Here is a 13,996-nt window from a genome sequence, read left to right as displayed (position 1 = left end):
TTGTTTCCACTGGGTAACTTACTCTTGTTGCCAACGTAAAAACACCTCCAAGGTTGTCTCCATATCTTACGACATGGTTGCATTTTCTTGAAGGTGTTTTAATTTGTCTCACGCTAAGGGGTCAGTCCCTGACTCTGCCAGGCACCTTTCTCATTTATTTATTCGTTGTAAAGGTTTCATTTGCTTGTTTCACTAGCTCCGCTAATGCGTTGTCATCGGGTACAGCAGTATTTGGTTCAGCAGACCAATGCCAATAAGCTAAAAATTCAATATTGCCTTCTCCACCCGTAATTGGAGAGAACGTAATATCCTGCAATGAAAAACCAATCTCAGCTGCTCTAGTCAAAACAGTGCGAAGTACATCTCTGTGCACGCCTGAGTCACGTACAACTCCTGATTTACCTACTTTCTCACGCCCAGCCTCGAATTGCGGCTTAATTAAAGCTACAATACCGGAACCAACCGTTAATAACGTAGATAAAGCAGGCAATATATGTTTTAACGAAATAAAGGATACATCAATTGTTGCAAATGTTGGCGGTGGCCCAACTAAATCAGCTGGCTGCGTATAACGAAAATTAGTTCGCTCCATAACATGAACGCGTTCATCTTGTCTTAGCGACCAATCAAGTTGGTTATATCCAACATCAATAGCATATACATATGATGCCCCATTTTGTAATGCGCAGTCGGTAAAGCCACCGGTTGATGCACCGATATCGAGCATAACGCGTTCGCGCAAATCAATATTAAACACTCGAATCGCTTTTTCCAGCTTTAGCCCGCCTCGGCTAACATAAGGATGAAGCGCGCCCTTTACCTTAATGTCTGCCGAACGTGCCACCTTCATACCGCTTTTGTCAACAGGCTCGTCATTTACTAGCACAAGACCCGCCATCAAAGCCGCTTTTGCCTTTTCTCTGCTTTCATAAAAGCCGCGCTCAACAAGCAATACGTCTATTCGTTCTTTAGCTGTTGTTGTTGTCATCTTTCACCCTCAGACGTTACTGTTTGCCAGTAACTCGTTTCATGCGCCTTGGCTGCATCGTTTTTAATTCTGTTGCAACTCTCTCAGCCGTTAATCCAATTTCTTTGCGTTGTTCTTTAATTGATCCGTGTTCAACGAATACATCAGGTACTCCAATGATCCGAATAGTTAAGCCGTAAATGCCTTTGAGTGAGAAGAACTCAAGAACAGAGCTGCCAAATCCGCCAAGCTCTGCATTTTCCTCAAGCACAATCATATGCCTGCCTTCTGCTGCAAACGATAATAGCATCTTTTCATCAAGCGGCTTAATAAACCGAGCATTTACAATTTGAACATTGATGCCTTCACGCTTGAGAAGGTCTGCAGCTTCTTCAGCAACCTGCAGCATCGGTCCAATGGCCATAATAACGGTCGAGTCGCCTTCGCGTACGGTTTCCCACTTGCCTATAGGCAATACTTGCGGATCTGCTTCCATCTCTACGCCTAATCCTGCAATGCGCGGATAACGAACAGCTATTGGTCCATCATTATATTCTACGGCGGTCTTGAGCATTCGTCTTAGCTCATTCTCATCCTTAGGCATCATAATGACCAAATTTGGTATATGTCTTAAGAATGAAATATCATAAACACCATGATGTGTTTCACCATCCGGGCCAACGAATCCAGCACGGTCTATGGCAAATATAACATTCAGGTTCTGACGGCAAATATCATGAACGACTTGATCATATGCTCGCTGCAAGAAAGTCGAATACACTGCAAACACAGGTTTCATGCCTTCAATCGCTAAAGCAGCAGACATGGTAGCTGCATGTTGTTCTGCAATGCCCACATCGATCATTCGATTCGGAAATCTTGCTGCGAATGGCAGCAAACCTGAACCGCCCGGCATTGCTGGAGTAACAGCAACGATGCGCTCATCCTTCTCAGCAAGCTCAATTAGCATCTGACCAAAAACGTCAGTATATACTGGCGGGCCAACTGCTTTGACTACTTGGCCTGATTCAATTTTGTATGGCGTGATGCCATGCCATTTGAACGAATCTGCTTCGGCAGGAGAATAACCTTTGCCTTTCACAGTCAATACATGGACTAAAACAGGTCCTGGCATTGCATCCGCTTGACGCATAATATCAATCACTTGCTCGATATCATGTCCGTCTACAGGACCCAGGTAAGTAAATCCAAATTGCTCGAACAATATGCCGCTAACGAGCAAATATTTTAAGCTGTCTTTAAAACGTTCAGCCGTCTTAGCAAGCTTCCCGCCGATTGCCGGGATTTTGTTGAGCAGCTGTTGAAGCTCATCCTTAGCTTTATGATAATGACGATCTGTACGAATTTTCCCTAAATAGTGATGCAATGCACCCACATTTGGAGCAATGGACATCTCATTATCGTTCAAGACAACGATTAAGTTCTTGTTCTCGTGTCCGATATGATTAAGCGCTTCTAAGGCCATACCGCCAGTTAAAGCACCGTCACCTATAACTGCAACTACACGATTGCTCTCACCCTTAAGATCACGAGCAAGCGCCATACCCATAGCGGCAGACAATGATGTACTGCTATGTCCAGCTTCCCAAACATCATGTTCGCTTTCTGAACGTTTGACGAAACCGCATAAACCTTTATATTGACGCAGCGTATCAAACCGATCCATACGACCGGTTAAAATTTTATGAACGTAGGATTGATGGCCTACATCAAAAATAAACTTATCTTCTGGACTATTAAATAAATAATGCATGGCTAGGGTCAGCTCAACGACTCCTAAGTTAGGAGCGAGATGACCACCCGTAACGGAAAGCTTCTCAATAAGGAACTGACGGATTTCAGCGGCCAGTTGCTCTAGCTGAGCGGTTGTCAAAGCTTTCAAATCTTGAGGTCCGTTAATCTGGTCAAGCAGCACGTTACTTTCCTCGCTTTCGCGGACAGCATTTATTGCTGTCCCATGTACATCTACATTTTTCCTATTATAGCATACCGAGCTTTTTTTCCCAACCAAAATGGAAAAAGCATCACATACTCAATGATCGCGCCCAACAAGATAATCTGCAATTTCAAGCAGTCGATCTGGAGCTATGAACTCCGCTTCCAGCACTGCAGACTTCGCTTCCTGGGTAAGCCGTTCAACTTGAGCTTTGCTTTCTTCTATTCCGATAAGGAACGGATAGGTTACTTTATTTTGCTGAACATCACTGTTCGTCTTCTTACCCAGCTTTTTCTCGTCCCCAATCAAATCCAAAATATCATCCTGAATTTGAAAAGCAAGACCGATGTTGCGTCCATAAATCGCGAGCAGTTCAAGCTGCTTTTCTGTTGCTCCGCCAATACGGCCGCCAGCCATAACCGAGAAGGCAATAAGATCACTTGTTTTATGAAGATGAATATACTCTAGTTCATGAATTGACGTAATGCCTTGCTCACCTAGCATATCGGCAACTTGACCGCCTACCATCCCGGGAGCTCCTGCTAATTTAGCCAAATCTTCGACAATGGCAAGCGCAACATCTGCTGCGACACCGCCTTGACGAGCTGCTTGTGGAATTAAATGAAAGGCGTGCGTCAGAAGCGCATCCCCGGCTAATATCGCCATTGCTTCACCAAAAACCTTGTGGTTGGTTGGCTTGCCTCTGCGGAAATCATCATCATCCATAGCTGGCAAATCATCATGCACTAACGAGTAGGTGTGTATAAACTCTACGGCACAAGCAACAGGCATAGCAGCATTCAATGTTTCTGGCTTATTGAAAACAGCTTCTGCGGCTGCAATAACGAGTGCTGGTCTTAAGCGTTTCCCACCTGCTTCAAGGGAATATAGCATTGCTTCCCTTAGACGTAGGGGAACATCCCATGAGCTTGGTAACGATTGTTTTAGCGAAGCTTCAATAAGCTCCGTGGTTTGCGATAAATATGCTTTTATTGCTGCCCTCTCGCTCAAGCTTATTCCCCTTTATTCTCGATTGCATCTGCAAACGTTTTTTTCTGGAAGCCTTGCTCTGTTTCAATCAATAGTTCGATTTTTTGCTCAACTTGCTCAAGTTTCCCCCCGCAAAGCTGCGAAAGCTTCATTCCTTCCTGGAATAACTCAATCGCTGTCTCAAGAGGAACATCGCCATTCTCAAGCTTAGATACAATAGAATCTAGTCGTTCCATTGCTTGCTCAAAAGTGAGCTCACTTTGATTCGTTGCTGCCATCCATTTGATCTCCTCTCAATGAACCTACATGACAATCTAGCTGACCGTCCGCTACTTTCACCTTTACGATGTCGCCTACTTTCACATCGCGAATCGATTTGATTAATCGTTGCTCTTGCTCATCATACACAAGGCTGTAACCTCTAGACATAACTTTTAAAGGACTTAAGGCATCAAGCTGCTTCATAGAGGTATAAAGCTTGTTTTTCCTGTCTTTAACAGAATTATTCATAGCACTCTCTAGCTGCTTCGTCGCTGTCTGCCACCTTTTGGCTGCGAAAGCTACCCGCTCGCCAGGATGATGGGCAGAAAGTGTAGCCTGCTGCCTTGCCAATCTTATATGACTTCGTTCTGTAATACGTTTTGTTCGCTGAACAAGCTGCTCTGACAATCGATCGAGCCGTTCTGCCTGTTCAAGCAAATACCTGCGCGGATGCAAGAAAAAAGGTGAACGCCTTATGCGCTGCAGCTTCTCCTTCTCATCACTTACACGGTAACGAATTCCTTGTACTAGACGCTGCTGCTGGCGATTCAGCTGCTGCTTCAATTCGGAAATGCTCGGAACAGCGAGCTCTGCCGCAGCTGTAGGTGTGGCGGCACGCAAATCAGCGACAAAATCAGCAATTGTGAAATCTGTTTCATGGCCTACCGCACTAATTATCGGAATCTGCGAGTTCGATATGCTTCGAGCAACGGATTCTTCATTGAAAGCCCAGAGCTCTTCTAATGATCCGCCGCCGCGCCCTACAATTAATACGTCGGCTTCACCGAAACGGTTCATTGCTTCTATCGCTTTTACAATAGCAGGTGCTGCCCCAGTCCCTTGAACGAGCACAGGATAAACATAGATCGGTATTAATGGGTAACGGCGCTGCAAAGTAATGATAATATCACGTACAGCTGCACCCGTTGGCGATGTGATAACTCCAATAGCCTTTGGAAAAAGAGGAATCGCCCGTTTGCGCGACTCTGCGAAGAGCCCTTCATTGCTCAGCTTGCTCTTAAGCTGTTCAAACGCTAGATACAAGCTCCCAATACCGTCAGGCTGCATCGAATTAACATAAAATTGATAATTGCCGTCGCGTTCATAAACCGTTATATTCCCTCTAGCAATTACCTTTGTACCTTCCTTAGGTATAAACGGAAGCCGCTGGTTATGGGATGAGAACATAATGGATTTGATTCGGCTATCGCTATCTTTCAGCGTAAAATACATATGTCCGCTTGAATGATGTGTAAAATTGGAAATTTCACCGCGCAGCCAAATATCGCCAAGCAGTGTATCCGACTCCATTTTCATGCGAATATACCGATTAAGCTCTTTTATGGAATAAATTCGAGGCTGATCAGCCATGCCCGCCATCACTCCTTAATTCCGTTAGCCCTTTTTGCTGCTGTAATCGTATTTTTCATTAAGAGCGTAATCGTCATCGGACCAACTCCGCCTGGTACTGGTGTAATGAAGCCGGCTGTATCCAAACAATCGTCAAAATCAACATCACCCGCGAGCTTGCCGCTCTCCAAACGGTTAATGCCGACATCAATAACAATTGCCCCTGGCTTAACAAATTTACTGTCAATAGCTTTTGCCTTCCCGATGGCAACAACAAGAATATCTGCTTGTTTAGCGATTTCCTCCATGTTTGCAGTACGAGAATGACAGATCGTAACTGTAGCATTCTCACGAAGCAGCAGCATGGCAACTGGCTTGCCCACAATATTGCTTCTTCCGATAACAACGGCATGTTTCCCCGAAATATCAACACCGCTGCGCTTAATAAGCTCAATTACTCCAGCAGGCGTACAAGGCAGCAGGCTGTCGTCGCCAATAACCAAATTGCCAACACTTTCCGGATGGAAGCCGTCAACATCTTTTTCAACGGCAATCGCATCAATAACAGCCTTCTCGTTAATATGCTTCGGAAGAGGCAGTTGAACTAGAATCCCGTTGATCGTAGACTGATTGTTCAAACGTTCAATAACAGCAAGTAAATCCTCTTCACTTGTGTCTGCGTCTAAACGATGTACCTCTGAATAAAAACCAAGCTGCTGGCAAGMTTTTTCCTTAGAGCCAACGTAAACTTTTGAGGCAGGATCTTCGCCTACGAGTACGACTGCCAAACCTGGGATAATTCCCTTTTCTTTCAAGGCTGCAGTTTCCGTAATCATCTCCTCACGGATAAGGTCGGATATTTTCTTTCCTTCAATGATTTGTGCACACATAGCTCCAGTCTCCTTTTACATCGATGAATGTTTGATTAATTTCATATCCATTATGATTTTAATTCTTCGATTTCCAAAAGCAATTTTCCAAGTACGCCGTTTACAAACTTGCCGGATTCCTCTGTGCCAAAATGCTTGGCAAGCTCAATCGCTTCATTGATCGTTGCTTTCGGCGGAACATCATCGCGAAATACCATCTCGTACGTAGCAAGCCTTAGAACCTGGCGATCTACGCGGGATAAACGATCAATATGCCAGCCTGTCAAAAATTGCTGTAGCATACCGTCAATGGCTTGCTTATGTTCCATTACGCCAGCTACAATCTCACGTGCGAACGCATCTGTGCTGCCTATCTCAGCAGGATCGGCACCCATTTCATTATCTAAACTCATTTCTTCCACAAGCATGTCCACTGCATCTGAAGCCGTAACTTCATTCATTTCCATCTGGTATAAGCTTGAAATCGCTATTTCTCGTGCTAATCTACGTTTCATGTGACCTCCGCGGCAGTTTCATGCCGATAAAATGGTTTTATTCTTGTAAACTCAATTGTTCAAGCCAATATTTCAAAAAAAACCTATGATCTCCTCCCTGCCCCGAATAAGCGGCTTTCCGAAATCCGGAGTACGGAGGAGACCACAGGATCATTTAAACGGTCGAAATCTTTCCAACAACGAATACCAAAGCCGCTGCCATGGAAAAACAGGTCCGTCGCTTGTTTCCTTTTGTAAGCCGATCCAATAACCGATTGAGACGAGCAGCCCTACAAAAAGCATGTCCCAAAAACCGACAAACAAATATAGCAATCCGAAAAACAGCCCTATCGCTGCGCCAATCATACGCTTCTGATAGATGTTCCAGAATTCCCTCCACATGAGCAAACTCACCTCTATTCCACGCGACTCTTAAATGTCCCCGTTTGAATGATGTTCGCAACATATACCGCAACGTTCGTTACGGGTATACCGGCAATATCCTCTACATGCTCTTTCACCGTACGTTGAATCTCTTCCGTAAGCACCGGTATGGAACTTTCTCCATCTACTACAGCGCGTATTACGATATCAAGTCCAGCATCCGTTGCCCGAATGCGAGCACGCAAATCCTTAACGCCGCGCTGGCGCGATGCTGCTTTCAATGTCAAATTTTCAATGGTTTCAAGAGAGATGCGAATATCTCCGAAATCAGTTCTTTGATCAATTGACGGAGCTGTAGCTGATCCGCGATAAAGAGATACGACAAAAAACCTTAGGCTAAGAATGAATAGGATGACTCCGACAACTGCGAGCGTAATCTGTATGGAGTCGATACGATATAAATCGCCTATTAAATCGTTTAATAAATCTCGCGATATCCAGCCAAATCCTATGGATAGCAGAAAAACGGATAAACATCCAATCACGATGCTATACAAAAACAAAAGCAGCTTGTCCACGACCTTAATCATGCGTAGCGCCTCCTCCTGCCAAGCCGAATGAAAACCCCCTTGCGCCGAGCGGCATGCCCATTCACGAGGGGGTTGTACGGGATTTAATTAAAACATCTTTATTTATTTAACTCGGTGCAGCACTTCTTCTTCTTCCGGTTTATCAGGCGTCTTGAAATGTACATCGTGAATATGTACGTTCACTTCAACAACGTGGAGTCCCGTCATCATCTCGATAGAACGTTTCACATTACGTTGAATTTCCGAAGCAATCTCCGGAATACGGTTGCCGTACTCAACGATAATGGATACATCTACCGCAGCTTCGCGCTGACCCACTTCAACTTTAACACCTTTGGATAAATTTTTGCGTCCAAGAAGCTCTACGATGCCTCCTGCAAATCCGCCGCTCATTCCAGCGACTCCATCCACTTCAATCGTAGCTAATCCAGCGATAACTTCGATGACTTCAGGTGCAATTTGAATCGTGCCAATGTCCGTTTTCTCATACTCCGCAGCTATCGTACTCATGATGGCTGTACACCTCCTTAAAGTTGCGCGTACTCGGCGTCAAGGCCAAGCAATAAACCGCATCTTGTTAATATACTATAACATTCGGTAAGAAATATGACAAACGATACTACTTGTTCACATCTTTGTCGTATCTTCAATCAGGAGCGTTAATATCGTGCTCCTCAAGAAACTTAATGTCGAAGTTTCCGCTTATGAATTTCGGGTGATTCAGCAGCTTCAAATGGAAAGGAATGGTTGTCCGAATGCCATCAATAGCGAATTCAGACAATGCCCGTTTCATTCTTGCAATGGCTTCTTCGCGGGTTGAGCCCCAAACGATAAGCTTAGCAATCATCGAATCGTAATGCGGTGAAATCGTATAGCCAGGGTAAACTGCGCTATCCACACGTACACCCGCGCCGCCTGGCGGCAAGTAAAAGGGAATCAGGCCAGGAGAAGGCATAAAGTTCCTTTCGGAATCCTCTGCGTTAATCCGGCACTCGATGGACCAGCCAGTAATTTTCAAATCACTTTGTGAGAATGAAAGTGGATTGCCCTCTGCTACAGAAATCATTTCTTTAATTAAATCCACGTTAGTGATCATCTCCGTTACGGGATGCTCAACTTGGATACGCGTATTCATTTCCATAAAGTAGAACTTCTCATCAGGGCCAAGTAGAAACTCTAATGTTCCTGCGCCTGAGTAATTTACAGCTAAAGCAGCGCGAACTGCTGCTTGTCCCATCTTATCCCGCAGTTCAGGAGTAAGAACAGAACAAGGCGCCTCTTCGACGAGCTTCTGGCGTCTGCGCTGCACAGAGCAATCACGTTCGAACAAATGAACAGCATTGCCATGCTTGTCAGCCATAATTTGAATTTCAACGTGCTTCATGCCCGTCAAATATTTTTCCAGATAAACGCCCGCATTTCCGAAAGCCTTTTGAGCTTCCTGCTGTGCAGTCGTAATTTGCGCTACTAGCGTTGTCTCGTCATCCGCAATTCGGATGCCTTTGCCTCCGCCGCCCGCTGTTGCTTTAATAATAACGGGATAGCCGATTTCGCGAGCGACACGGATAGCATCATCCATATTCTCAACAAGACCGTCAGAACCCGGAATGATTGGCACATCAGCCGTTCTCATCGTCAGCTTAGCAACCGCTTTGTCGCCCATCTTATTAATGGCTTCCGGCGATGGCCCGATGAAGGTGATATTGCATGATTCGCATATTTCAGCAAAGTCAGCGTTTTCAGCTAGAAAACCATAACCTGGATGGATAGCATCACACTCGGTTATTGTAGCTACGCTCATAATATTCGTTAAGTTTAAATAGCTGTCTTTAGATGCCGTGGGCCCGATACAATAGGCTTCATCGGCTAACCGTACATGAAGCGAATCACGATCCGCTTCGGAATACACGGCAACAGTGCTAATACCTAATTCGCGGCAAGCGCGAATGATACGTACAGCAATCTCACCGCGGTTTGCAATTAATATTTTGTGAAATTTCACGTAGGAACCCCTTTCAAACGACAGTTTCCCTGTTCGGACGTCAACTCACTACATTATTCAGGCTTTACAAGGAATAGTGGCTGGCCGTACTCAACGAGCTGACCATTAGAAACCAAAATTTCCACGATTTCGCCTTTAACTTCTGCTTCAAGTTCATTCATCAGCTTCATAGCTTCCAATATACATACGACGCTCTTATCATTTACGCGATCGCCTACTTTTACGAAAGCTCCCGCTTCCGGAGTCGGAGAACTATAGAACGTTCCTACCATTGGAGATACGATTTGATGCAAATGATCCGTTGAAGGACGAGCTGGTGCCGTTTCTTGTACGGCTTGAGTCTGCGCTGCTGGAGCGGCTGGCTGAGCTTGTAATGGTGCAGGCGCGTATGTATGCGTAATTGGGGCCGCTTGCACATTCACCACTTCTGTTTTGCCAGGCTTGCGGATGAGCAGGCGAGTCCCTTCGTTTTCAATTTCCAGCTCATGAACGGAGGTTTGATCAACCAATTTGATCAACTCTTTGATCTCGCTCAATTTGAACATGAATATTTTCACTCCTTAAATTTGCGATAGCAAGATTGCTTCCATAGCTTGTACACCTAAATGGTGTCCATGCCATTATAACCAATTCTTTCACATAACGTTTAACATTATATCATAAACAAGCCTGAACACGAATCATTTTTTGTATATTCGAGCATGACAGCCAAAAAAAAGGTCTTGCCCCCTCCAGCTAATATGCCGAAGGGACAAGGCCTTTTCTTGATGGTAGAGCTATTGAGGCTGCTTAACCGCTACATATTGTACGGATACTTGATCAGCATCGACATCAAGCGTGCTCATGACCAGTTTAATAATGTCTGCAGCTTGCTTTTTCTCAAGCTTATCGCTTGAAACCACTACATTGTATTTATCGCTTTGCTCGTCGATAACTACATTTTCGTATTGTTTCAGCAGCTCTGCTTCAATGCCTGTGAGTTTCGTGTGCTTCTCCTCCAGCATGTCAAGCTCAGCTATTGCAGCTGATGCTTCCTCCGGCTTTTTAAGCGTATCATTAACTGCTGCCATCACCCGATTATCTACCTCATTGTATTTCATTTCCCGTTTAGCAAGCAGTTCACTAAATACGCCGCCTGCTGCTAATCCTTGCGCATCAATCTGTTTCAAAGTTTCTTTATCAGCTTCGCTCAAAACCGCTCCATCAACTGGCTTCTCTACCTCGTTTACAACGATGCCATTGCCGCTTGTTGCAGCTTCTGTCGCATTTTGCGCCGCTTGCTCTGTTTGCGAGCCATCCGTCAACACATCAGGCGTATCCACATCTTGCGTGAATAAATAATACGCTGATAATACCACCATTAAACTGAGCATTGATACAAGCCATACCGTTTGTCTTTTCGTGTTCATGAGAACACCCTCCCCATCATTTCAATTTGGTTTTATTGTTTGCTTGGTACAACAGAAATTCGATTAACCGGTACGTTGATGCCCTTCTCCACCGCATTGGTAATGAGACGTCTGACTGTTACGTTTTCAGCACCTTTGGCAACTATGAGAATACCGCGTATGCGCGGGTTAATCGTTTTAGTAATAATTGGCTTTTGGTCCCCGGACACTTCGTACAGTACGACCTGTCCGTCTTTTGTGATTGATGTAATGTGCCGCTTGCCGCCGTTCGGATCATTCTCATCCGTAATTTGCTGCGATTCTTGTGTATTTCGTTCTAGGATGCTTTCTTCTGTAGAATCGAGAGTTACAAGTACATCAACTGTTCCAACGCCTACAATTTTCTCTAATATTTCCTTCAGCCTTACTTCTAAGGAATTTTCGAGAGTGGCGAACACTGAACTTCCTGAGGTAACCGAATTGCCCCAAGCTGCCTCCGACTGAGGCGGCGGATTAGGTTCTTGCACAGAGGGCTCAACTCCTTTATAGGGTAAAAATGAATTTAGAATCATCAGTGCTGCACCAATCCCCCCTATGATTAATAAAATTCGCAGTGTCCGCACTCGCTTTGGACCGCCAGGACCGCCGCCAACCGCTGATTCTATGCCATCAAGCCATTTGGCCACCGCGCCTTACCCCCTCTCCATCCTTGAACCTCTCACTTCGCCTTTTGTTGATCCGCAGGTTGTCTTACGATGATTTGATCTTCAGCAAGCCCCCACCCCTTCGAAATCAAGCTGCTTATTGCAGCTGAAGTCGCTGGATCAGCTCTTGACCAATTCCCTTCCGTCTTTTCCGTTTCCGTAGATGCTTCCAGAGCAGCTTGATCATCTATACCGCTTGGAACTGTGCTTCCACCTTCAATAGGCGCTATTTCAACATCTACAACAACAGGCTGTACTGCTTCCACGGAAGCCTCTTCCTTAAACGAGCTTTTTTTGTTATCTGCTGCTTTGAGTGTCACGGTTACTTCACTAATATAGGGAGTTGCTTTGCCGGAAACAGTAGTCCATTTCAATATGGCATCAACCTCTGCTATAGGAGCTTTTGTCCGCTCGACCAGTTCATTTCGAATGGATGCTTCCAATGTTCGTTCCGTTAATTTTGCAGCTTCCAGGCTGCGCTTATCGCTCATCGCCTGAGCATCTCGCTTAATTTGGTTTAATCCGCTCATTTGCGATTCAACCTTCATGGCAGATTTGCTCCAATTGTCCATTCCTTCATCCAGCTTGGCTCCAATGTCGCTTTGTATAAGTTTCAATATGGGTGAGAGTATCGTCAGAAGGATGAACAAGCCGACTACTAGCCGAGCGTAGCGCTGCATTGCTTTGTTCGGGAGCAGAAGTTCGACGAACACTGCCAGAAGAATGACTGCAATAATATCTCTCAGCCAGTCGCTTAACCAAGCAACCACAGCTCTCGTCCCCTTCCTTACCTGACCATCATCGCCGCATTGCCTGCAGTCAAAATGATCGTAACCGCAAGAAAAAACATAAGACTGACAGCAGCCAAAGCCGCAAATACGTAAATCATCGTCTTGCCGATCGTCTCTAGGCAGGTGACGATCGGTGATTCTCCCAGCGGCTGCATGACAGCAGCAGCAATGTTATAAATGAGCGCTAGCGTCAAAATTTTGATTGCAGGAAATGCGCTGATGAAGAGCAGAATAATGACACCTGCTAAGCCAATTGCATTTTTCGCAAGCATGGAAGCAGAGATGACTGTATCCGCCGCATCGGAAAACATTCTCCCTACAACAGGGACGAAATTTCCTGTTACAAACTTAGCCGTTCGCAGTGTAACGCCATCTGTAACCGCTCCTGTCGCTCCTTGTACGGAGATGACTCCTAGAAAAACCGTCAGTAGCACTCCCATAACGCCTACTCCAATGTTTCGCAGCAGATTAGCTAGTTGGGTAACCTTGAATTTTTCTGATAAAGCACTTGCTATATGAAGCACGGCCGAAAAGAACAATAATGGAAACACTAGCGTGTAAATGAGTGTTCCTACGGCATGAATCATGAAAATGATCAATGGATGTAAAACCGATACGGTGACTACGTTGCCCATTGAAGCAAGCAGCGTTAGCAGTAGCGGGACCATCGCAAGCATAAATTGAATCATGCTTTCAATTGCTCCTTTTGCATAACCCATTGCAACATGGAAACTGTTTACCGCGATAATGATAAGCACCATGTACGTAATCGAGTAGGCTACCTTGCTGACCGCGTTTCGTTCAAAAGCATTTTGCAGCGTTTCGAGCACCATACTGAATACCGTCAGCATCACTATTGTCACAAGGAGCTTGCCATTATAGAGCACCTCATGCCACAAATACTTCAGCAGGCCGCTCAGCATATCCGTTAGCTTTAGGCCATCACCTCCTGGAAGAATCATCTCCATGAAACTTGGAATATGCTGCTCTGGGAAAAAACCGCCATACTCGCTTCGGAGATTGTTCCAGTAAGACTCAACAGCACCCGTTTCCAATCCGCCAATCTGCTGGGTTGTCAGCTCCTTTGCAAGCTCATCCGCGTTAGCTTGATTATCCAAAACCGGCGCTGCGCTCTCACCGCTAATGGCATAGGTAACTGTCGGAGCGATTGATAAAATGATCATGGATACAAAGATGAACAGCAACAGCTTGGCCCGTTCACGTACAGGAGTCAGCTTCATCATTCGCT

At 45.2% G+C, this 13,996-nt stretch carries 16 protein-coding genes; all 16 read right to left on the bottom strand.

Annotated elements, in window-relative coordinates; genetic code table 11:
- Positions 1 to 154: 154 nt before the first annotated feature.
- Positions 155 to 988, bottom strand: a complete 834-nt coding sequence (locus AB4Z50_RS33230) for a TlyA family RNA methyltransferase (RefSeq protein WP_441886182.1) — start codon at positions 986 to 988, stop codon at positions 155 to 157.
- A gap of 16 nt (positions 989 to 1,004) precedes the next feature.
- A complete protein-coding gene (gene dxs / locus AB4Z50_RS33225) occupies positions 1,005 to 2,903 on the bottom strand; it encodes a 1-deoxy-D-xylulose-5-phosphate synthase (RefSeq protein WP_076267073.1) in 1,899 nt (632 codons plus the stop codon).
- A gap of 117 nt (positions 2,904 to 3,020) precedes the next feature.
- The gene (locus AB4Z50_RS33220; protein ID WP_076266959.1) at positions 3,021 to 3,935 is read right to left on the bottom strand and encodes a polyprenyl synthetase family protein; all 915 of its coding nucleotides are present in this window, start codon (positions 3,933 to 3,935) and stop codon (positions 3,021 to 3,023) included.
- Positions 3,936 to 3,937: 2 nt separating this feature from the next.
- Positions 3,938 to 4,192 carry an exodeoxyribonuclease VII small subunit gene (xseB, locus tag AB4Z50_RS33215; protein ID WP_076266958.1) on the bottom strand — a complete coding sequence of 85 codons (255 nt, stop codon included), beginning with the start codon at positions 4,190 to 4,192 and terminating at the stop codon, positions 3,938 to 3,940.
- The gene (gene xseA / locus AB4Z50_RS33210; RefSeq protein WP_339203356.1) at positions 4,170 to 5,546 is read right to left on the bottom strand and encodes an exodeoxyribonuclease VII large subunit; all 1,377 of its coding nucleotides are present in this window, start codon (positions 5,544 to 5,546) and stop codon (positions 4,170 to 4,172) included. Before xseA ends, xseB begins: the two co-directional genes overlap by 23 nt.
- An 8-nt stretch (positions 5,547 to 5,554) precedes the next feature.
- Positions 5,555 to 6,415 (bottom strand): bifunctional methylenetetrahydrofolate dehydrogenase/methenyltetrahydrofolate cyclohydrolase FolD, encoded by an 861-nt coding sequence (gene folD, locus AB4Z50_RS33205; RefSeq protein WP_441886176.1) that lies wholly within the window; start codon positions 6,413 to 6,415, stop codon positions 5,555 to 5,557.
- Between the two features lie 50 nt (positions 6,416 to 6,465).
- Complete coding sequence (gene nusB, locus AB4Z50_RS33200; protein ID WP_054024290.1) at positions 6,466 to 6,909, bottom strand: transcription antitermination factor NusB; 444 nt, start codon at positions 6,907 to 6,909, stop codon at positions 6,466 to 6,468.
- Between the two features lie 150 nt (positions 6,910 to 7,059).
- Positions 7,060 to 7,290: a DUF2273 domain-containing protein gene (locus AB4Z50_RS33195; RefSeq protein ID WP_441886173.1), complete on the bottom strand. Its 231-nt coding sequence runs from the start codon at positions 7,288 to 7,290 to the stop codon at positions 7,060 to 7,062.
- A gap of 14 nt (positions 7,291 to 7,304) precedes the next feature.
- Positions 7,305 to 7,862, bottom strand: coding sequence for an alkaline shock response membrane anchor protein AmaP (gene amaP / locus AB4Z50_RS33190; RefSeq protein ID WP_076266954.1), 558 nt, complete (start codon positions 7,860 to 7,862; stop codon positions 7,305 to 7,307).
- Between the two features lie 102 nt (positions 7,863 to 7,964).
- Positions 7,965 to 8,372 (bottom strand): Asp23/Gls24 family envelope stress response protein, encoded by a 408-nt coding sequence (locus AB4Z50_RS33185; RefSeq protein ID WP_076266953.1) that lies wholly within the window; start codon positions 8,370 to 8,372, stop codon positions 7,965 to 7,967.
- A 136-nt stretch (positions 8,373 to 8,508) separates the two neighbouring features.
- Positions 8,509 to 9,864: an acetyl-CoA carboxylase biotin carboxylase subunit gene (gene accC / locus AB4Z50_RS33180; protein ID WP_441886168.1), complete on the bottom strand. Its 1,356-nt coding sequence runs from the start codon at positions 9,862 to 9,864 to the stop codon at positions 8,509 to 8,511.
- Positions 9,865 to 9,917: 53 nt separating this feature from the next.
- A complete protein-coding gene (gene accB, locus AB4Z50_RS33175) occupies positions 9,918 to 10,409 on the bottom strand; it encodes an acetyl-CoA carboxylase biotin carboxyl carrier protein (RefSeq protein ID WP_441886165.1) in 492 nt (163 codons plus the stop codon).
- Between the two features lie 231 nt (positions 10,410 to 10,640).
- Positions 10,641 to 11,273, bottom strand: a complete 633-nt coding sequence (locus AB4Z50_RS33170) for a SpoIIIAH-like family protein (protein ID WP_441886162.1) — start codon at positions 11,271 to 11,273, stop codon at positions 10,641 to 10,643.
- Between the two features lie 32 nt (positions 11,274 to 11,305).
- Positions 11,306 to 11,938: a stage III sporulation protein AG gene (spoIIIAG, locus tag AB4Z50_RS33165; RefSeq protein ID WP_076266949.1), complete on the bottom strand. Its 633-nt coding sequence runs from the start codon at positions 11,936 to 11,938 to the stop codon at positions 11,306 to 11,308.
- A gap of 32 nt (positions 11,939 to 11,970) precedes the next feature.
- A complete protein-coding gene (spoIIIAF, locus tag AB4Z50_RS33160) occupies positions 11,971 to 12,726 on the bottom strand; it encodes a stage III sporulation protein AF (protein WP_441886158.1) in 756 nt (251 codons plus the stop codon).
- Positions 12,727 to 12,743: 17 nt separating this feature from the next.
- Entirely contained in the window at positions 12,744 to 13,988 is a 1,245-nt protein-coding gene (gene spoIIIAE, locus AB4Z50_RS33155) for a stage III sporulation protein AE (protein ID WP_441886191.1), read from the bottom strand.
- Positions 13,989 to 13,996: the final 8 nt, after the last annotated feature.

This window comes from Paenibacillus sp. 2TAB26 (assembly GCF_052115145.1).
Taxonomy (GTDB): domain Bacteria; phylum Bacillota; class Bacilli; order Paenibacillales; family Paenibacillaceae; genus Pristimantibacillus.
The sequence above is the reverse complement of the archived record's forward strand: the minus strand, read 5'-3'. Positions and strand labels throughout refer to the sequence as shown.

Coding starts and splice junctions, on each gene's coding strand:
- AB4Z50_RS33185 (WP_076266953.1), bottom strand. CDS start 8,372: ATGAGTACGATAGCTGCGGAGTATGAGAAAACGGACATTGGCACGATT.
- AB4Z50_RS33230 (WP_441886182.1), bottom strand. CDS start 988: ATGACAACAACAACAGCTAAAGAACGAATAGACGTATTGCTTGTTGAG.
- AB4Z50_RS33170 (WP_441886162.1), bottom strand. CDS start 11,273: ATGAACACGAAAAGACAAACGGTATGGCTTGTATCAATGCTCAGTTTA.
- AB4Z50_RS33195 (WP_441886173.1), bottom strand. CDS start 7,290: ATGTGGAGGGAATTCTGGAACATCTATCAGAAGCGTATGATTGGCGCA.
- spoIIIAE (WP_441886191.1), bottom strand. CDS start 13,988: ATGAAGCTGACTCCTGTACGTGAACGGGCCAAGCTGTTGCTGTTCATC.
- xseB (WP_076266958.1), bottom strand. CDS start 4,192: ATGGCAGCAACGAATCAAAGTGAGCTCACTTTTGAGCAAGCAATGGAA.
- nusB (WP_054024290.1), bottom strand. CDS start 6,909: ATGAAACGTAGATTAGCACGAGAAATAGCGATTTCAAGCTTATACCAG.
- amaP (WP_076266954.1), bottom strand. CDS start 7,862: ATGATTAAGGTCGTGGACAAGCTGCTTTTGTTTTTGTATAGCATCGTG.
- xseA (WP_339203356.1), bottom strand. CDS start 5,546: ATGGCTGATCAGCCTCGAATTTATTCCATAAAAGAGCTTAATCGGTAT.
- accB (WP_441886165.1), bottom strand. CDS start 10,409: ATGTTCAAATTGAGCGAGATCAAAGAGTTGATCAAATTGGTTGATCAA.